Origin of the sequence: Mariniflexile ostreae, from assembly GCF_042427585.1 — a bacterium.
GTDB lineage: Bacteria > Bacteroidota > Bacteroidia > Flavobacteriales > Flavobacteriaceae > Pseudalgibacter > Pseudalgibacter ostreae.
This window is the reverse complement of record NZ_JBHMFC010000027.1, coordinates 1-5,925: the sequence shown is the minus strand read 5'-3', so window position 1 is coordinate 5,925 and position 5,925 is coordinate 1. Positions and strand designations below refer to the sequence as shown.

At 48.4% G+C, this 5,925-nt stretch carries 1 protein-coding gene, 2 tRNA genes and 3 rRNA genes; all 6 read right to left on the bottom strand.

The genetic code is table 11. The features are described 5' to 3' along the window. The coding region (locus tag ACFFU9_RS16230; RefSeq protein ID WP_446685830.1) for an ISAon1 family transposase N-terminal region protein at positions 1 to 199 on the bottom strand (199 nt) is incomplete at its 3' end. A 225-nt stretch (positions 200 to 424) separates the two neighbouring features. Beyond that, positions 425 to 532 (bottom strand): 5S ribosomal RNA (rrf, locus tag ACFFU9_RS07900). 137 nt (positions 533 to 669) lie between these two features. Then, positions 670 to 3,498: ribosomal RNA gene (locus ACFFU9_RS07895) — 23S ribosomal RNA — on the bottom strand. A 194-nt stretch (positions 3,499 to 3,692) separates the two neighbouring features. After that, positions 3,693 to 3,766, bottom strand: a tRNA-Ala gene (locus ACFFU9_RS07890). Positions 3,767 to 3,867: 101 nt separating this feature from the next. Continuing rightward, positions 3,868 to 3,941: transfer RNA gene (locus tag ACFFU9_RS07885), tRNA-Ile, on the bottom strand. A gap of 86 nt (positions 3,942 to 4,027) precedes the next feature. Then, positions 4,028 to 5,543: ribosomal RNA gene (locus tag ACFFU9_RS07880) — 16S ribosomal RNA — on the bottom strand. Together the 16S, 23S and 5S rRNA genes with 2 tRNA genes alongside form the textbook arrangement of a ribosomal RNA operon. Positions 5,544 to 5,925: the final 382 nt, after the last annotated feature.

Below are 5,925 nucleotides of genomic sequence, written 5' to 3'. Positions count from 1 at the left end.
TTACATGAAGATATACCGCATTTCCGCGTAAAGGAAAATCTTGAACGCTAACTTCTTTATGAAAACCGTGGGCTATTAAATCTCGAGAAACTTCTTCTTTGGGGATTGTTATTGGTTCTTCAAAATACAGATGCATGACCTCGCCGTTCTTTGTGGTCTTCATAAGATCGAAGTGGTTGGTTAAAAATTCAGGAAGAATCAGTTTAAGTATGTCTAGATAAACGCTTGCGCGGGATCATTCAACGCCAAAAACAAAGAGTTCTGGACAATCTTTAGAGGCGTAAGGGTATTTTAGGGTTCGTCCTGTGTAGACTTAACTAGATATACGTGATTCTGCTCCATTACAACCAGTACAAGGCCCCCTGGGCCGTTGCTGGATATATCGCAAAAAAAAATCCCCAACAAATAAATGTCGGGGATTCAAAAAAGGCAACGACCTACTCTCCCACAAATGCAGTACCATCGGCGCAAACGGGCTTAACTTCTCTGTTCGGAATGGTAAGAGGTGGGCCCCGTCGCTATAACCACCTTAAGTCATAGCTTGGGCAACAAGGTGTGACCCCTGCCGCTTTCAGCGTCCACCGCAAAGGGCGGACAAATATCTTAACATATTGAAAAAAGAACATCTTGTACATAACAACCAACTTGCAACTTATAAAAAAACAGGCGTACAATAAGCCTATGGGCTATTAGTACCACTCGGCTACGGACATTGCTGCCCTTGCACCTATGGCCTATCGACGTGGTCATCTCCCACGGCCCTTTAAAGAAATCTCATCTTGTGGTGGGTTTCGCGCTTATATGCTTTCAGCGCTTATCCCTTCCGAACGTAGCTACCCAGCAATGCTCCTGGCGGAACAACTGGTACACCAGAGGTTCGTCCAACTCGGTCCTCTCGTACTAGAGTCAGATCCACTCAAATTTCTAACGCCCACTGTAGATAGAGACCGAACTGTCTCACGACGTTCTGAACCCAGCTCGCGTGCCACTTTAATGGGCGAACAGCCCAACCCTTGGGACCTTCTCCAGCCCCAGGATGTGACGAGCCGACATCGAGGTGCCAAACCCCCCCGTCGATATGAGCTCTTGGGGGAGATCAGCCTGTTATCCCCGGCGTACCTTTTATCCTTTGAGCGATGGCCCTTCCATGCGGAACCACCGGATCACTATGCTCTACTTTCGTACCTGATCGACTTGTAGGTCTCTCAGTCAAGCTCCCTTATGCCATTGCACTCTGCGCACGGTTACCAAGCGTGCTGAGGGAACCTTTAGAAGCCTCCGTTACTCTTTTGGAGGCGACCACCCCAGTCAAACTACCCACCAAGCACTGTCCCCTTTGTTCAAGGGTTAGACTCTAGACAAGCAAAGGGTGGTATTTCAACAATGACTCCACAACGCCTGGCGACGCCGCTTCAAAGTCTCCCACCTATCCTACACATTACTTATCCAAAACCAATACTAAGCTATAGTAAAGGTGCACGGGGTCTTTTCGTCCCACAGCGGGTAATCGGCATCTTCACCGATACTACAATTTCACCGAGCTCATGGCTGAGACAGTGTCCAGATCGTTGCACCATTCGTGCAGGTCGGAACTTACCCGACAAGGAATTTCGCTACCTTAGGACCGTTATAGTTACGGCCGCCGTTTACTGGGGCTTCATTTAAGACCGTCGAGATAAATCTCTAAGCCCTCCACTTAACCTTCCAGCACCGGGCAGGTGTCAGGCCATATACGTCATCTTTCGATTTAGCATAGCCCTGTGTTTTTGATAAACAGTCGCCTGGACTCTTTCACTGCGGCCCCGCCTAAGCGGGGCGACGCTTCTCCCGAAGTTACGCGTCTATTTTGCCTAATTCCTTAGCCATGAATCTCTCGAGCTCCTTAGAATTCTCATCCCAACTACCTGTGTCGGTTTAGGGTACGGGCTGCTTCACTCGCTTTTCTTGGAAGTCGCTTCTCTGGATTATCACCTTGGCCGAAGCCTCAGTGTACTATCGCCGTGTTGCCACTGGCTTCAACGTGCTATTCCGTCAGCACGCACCAAATATACGCCTCCGTCACTTTTATCGTGAGCAGGTACCGGAATATTAACCGGTTGTCCATCCACTACCCCTTTCGGGTTCGCGTTAGGTCCCGACTGACCCTCAGCTGATTAGCATAGCTGAGGAAACCTTAGTCTTTCGGAGTGCGGGTTTCTCGCCCGCATTATCGTTACTTATGCCTACATTTTCTTTTGTAGCTTCTCCAGCATCCCTCACAGAACACCTTCGACGACACTACAATGCTCCCCTACCACTTATTAATAAGTCCATAGCTTCGGTAATATGTTTATGCCCGATTATTATCCATGCCGAACCGCTCGACTAGTGAGCTGTTACGCACTCTTTAAATGAATGGCTGCTTCCAAGCCAACATCCTAGCTGTCAAAGCAGTTCAACCGCGTTATTTCAACTTAACATATATTTGGGGACCTTAGCCGATGGTCTGGGTTCTTTCCCTCTCGGACATGGACCTTAGCACCCATGCCCTCACTGCTGGCAAACATTTTATAGCATTCGGAGTTTGTCAGGAATTGGTAGGCGGTGAAGCCCCCGCATCCAATCAGTAGCTCTACCTCTATAAAACTATTAACCAACGCTGCACCTAAATGCATTTCGGGGAGTACGAGCTATTTCCGAGTTTGATTGGCCTTTCACCCCTACCCACAGGTCATCCGAAGACTTTTCAACGTCAACCGGTTCGGTCCTCCACTGTATGTTACTACAGCTTCAACCTGCCCATGGGTAGATCACACGGTTTCGCGTCTACCGCTACTAACTAAAGCGCCCTGTTCAGACTCGCTTTCGCTACGGATCCGTGGCTTAACCACTTAACCTCGCTAGCAACGGTAACTCGTAGGCTCATTATGCAAAAGGCACGCCGTCACAACACGAAGTTGCTCCGACCGCTTGTAGGCGTATGGTTTCAGGTTCTATTTCACTCCCTTATTCAGGGTTCTTTTCACCTTTCCCTCACGGTACTAGTTCACTATCGGTCTCTCAGGAGTATTTAGCCTTACCGGATGGTCCCGGCAAATTCATACAGGGTTTCACGTGCCCCGCACTACTCAGGATACCACTATATCCACACTCTTTTCCTATACCGGGCTATCACCGTCTATGGCCCGTCTTTCCAAACGGTTCTAGTTCATCGTGCTTCTAATGGCGTGGTCCTACAACCCCGATCCTGCCGTAACAGGACCGGTTTGGGCTAATCCGCGTTCGCTCGCCACTACTTACGGAATCACTATTGTTTTCTTCTCCTCTGGGTACTTAGATGTTTCAGTTCTCCAGGTTCGCTCCTCTCGGTACTATATCTTCAATATAGTGGGTTGCCCCATTCGGATATCTGCGGATCGATTCGTATGTGCCGATCCCCGCAGCTTTTCGCAGCTTATCACGTCCTTCATCGCCTCTGAGAGCCTAGGCATTCCCCATACGCCCTTATTTAGCTTATTGTACTTTTTGCTTTTTTAATGAGTTTCGCACAATCTATATAAATATAGACCGTACTGTGACCGCCCGTTATCGCTCGTGCAATAATGGCGTGTCTTGATTGTTACTTCTTAAGGGAACTGGTATAGACCAGACCCTATCATGTATCTTTTTTCAATATGTCAATGAACGTTTATTATCGATAAATCGATAATCCGTGGAGAATATCGGAGTCGAACCGATGACCTCCTGCGTGCAAGGCAGGCGCTCTAGCCAGCTGAGCTAATCCCCCATGAATATCCGTTGGCAGTCCACAGTCTGCAGTTTGCAGTCGCTTGTGCCGACTTCTTGGGCGGACCTCTGCTCCCAGAATTTCCTTTCTTTAGTAGTTAGTAGTCTCAGGCAGACTCGAACTGCCGACCTCTACATTATCAGTGTAGCGCTCTAACCAGCTGAGCTATGAGACTCTACTAAATATTTATTTAAATCAACAGCAACGAGAATAAACTATCCCTTATAATAGACATGATACCTCTTAGTCGTCTTTCTCTAGAAAGGAGGTGTTCCAGCCGCACCTTCCGGTACGGCTACCTTGTTACGACTTAGCCCTAGTTACCGATTTTACCCTAGGCCGCTCCTTGCGGTGACGGACTTCAGGCACTCCCAGCTTCCATGGCTTGACGGGCGGTGTGTACAAGGCCCGGGAACGTATTCACCGCATCATGGCTGATATGCGATTACTAGCGATTCCAGCTTCACGGAGTCGAGTTGCAGACTCCGATCCGAACTGTGATAGGGTTTATAGATTCGCTCCTGGTCGCCCAGTGGCTGCTCTCTGTCCCTACCATTGTAGCACGTGTGTAGCCCAGGACGTAAGGGCCGTGATGATTTGACGTCATCCCCACCTTCCTCACAGTTTGCACTGGCAGTCTTGCTAGAGTTCCCGACATGACTCGCTGGCAACTAACAACAGGGGTTGCGCTCGTTATAGGACTTAACCTGACACCTCACGGCACGAGCTGACGACAACCATGCAGCACCTTGTAGATGGTCCGAAGAAATAGGTGTCTCCACCTAATGCAATCTACATTTAAGCCCTGGTAAGGTTCCTCGCGTATCATCGAATTAAACCACATGCTCCACCGCTTGTGCGGGCCCCCGTCAATTCCTTTGAGTTTCATTCTTGCGAACGTACTCCCCAGGTGGGATACTTATCACTTTCGCTTAGCCACTCAGATAAATCCGAACAGCTAGTATCCATCGTTTACGGCGTGGACTACCAGGGTATCTAATCCTGTTCGCTACCCACGCTTTCGTCCATCAGTGTCAATACATTGTTAGTGATCTGCCTTCGCAATCGGTATTCTATGTGATATCTATGCATTTCACCGCTACACCACATATTCTAACCACTTCACAATGATTCAAGATAACCAGTATCAAGGGCAATTCTACGGTTGAGCCGCAGACTTTCACCCCTGACTTAATCATCCACCTACGGACCCTTTAAACCCAATGATTCCGGATAACGCTTGGATCCTCCGTATTACCGCGGCTGCTGGCACGGAGTTAGCCGATCCTTATTCTCATGGTACCGTCAAGCCCCGACACGTCGGGGGGTTTCTTCCCATGTAAAAGCAGTTTACAACCCATAGGGCAGTCTTCCTGCACGCGGCATGGCTGGATCAGGGTTGCCCCCATTGTCCAATATTCCTCACTGCTGCCTCCCGTAGGAGTCTGGTCCGTGTCTCAGTTCCAGTGTGGGGGATCCCCCTCTCAGGGCCCCTACCTATCGTCGCCATGGGGTGCCGTTACCACTCCATCTAGCTAATAGGACGCATACTCATCTTTTGCCGTGACCTTTAATATAACCTCCATGCGAAGGAAACATACTATGCGGTGTTAATCCAAATTTCTCTGGGCTATCCCGTAGCAAAAGGCAGATTGTATACGCGTTACTCACCCGTGCGCCGGTCGTCAGCGGAGCAAGCTCCCTGTTACCCCTCGACTTGCATGTGTTAGGCCTGCCGCTAGCGTTCATCCTGAGCCAGGATCAAACTCTTCATCGTTAATTTGTATGTGCCGGCCCATATCGCTATGGGACAACAACTTCTTAACAACTAATAGGAATCTTCTAATTACTCAAAATGGTCTATTCTCTTTTGTCGACCAAAACCGTTTCCGGTAAAGGTCTTACGCTGTCAATTCAATATGTCTATGAACTTGTCTTCTTTGTTTGCCCAGCTCGTTTCCTTGCTAAGCGGGTGCAAATATAACACCCTTTTTAATAACCCACAAATGTTTTTGATGTTTTTTTTAAAAGTTTTCTGAAACCCTGAACAAAACCGTAAAACACTTTTCATGAACTAAACAAAAAACGAACGTTGCCGTTTTAAGCGGCTGCAAATATACAGCCTTTTTTCAATCTACAATGCGTTATCCGGTTTTTTT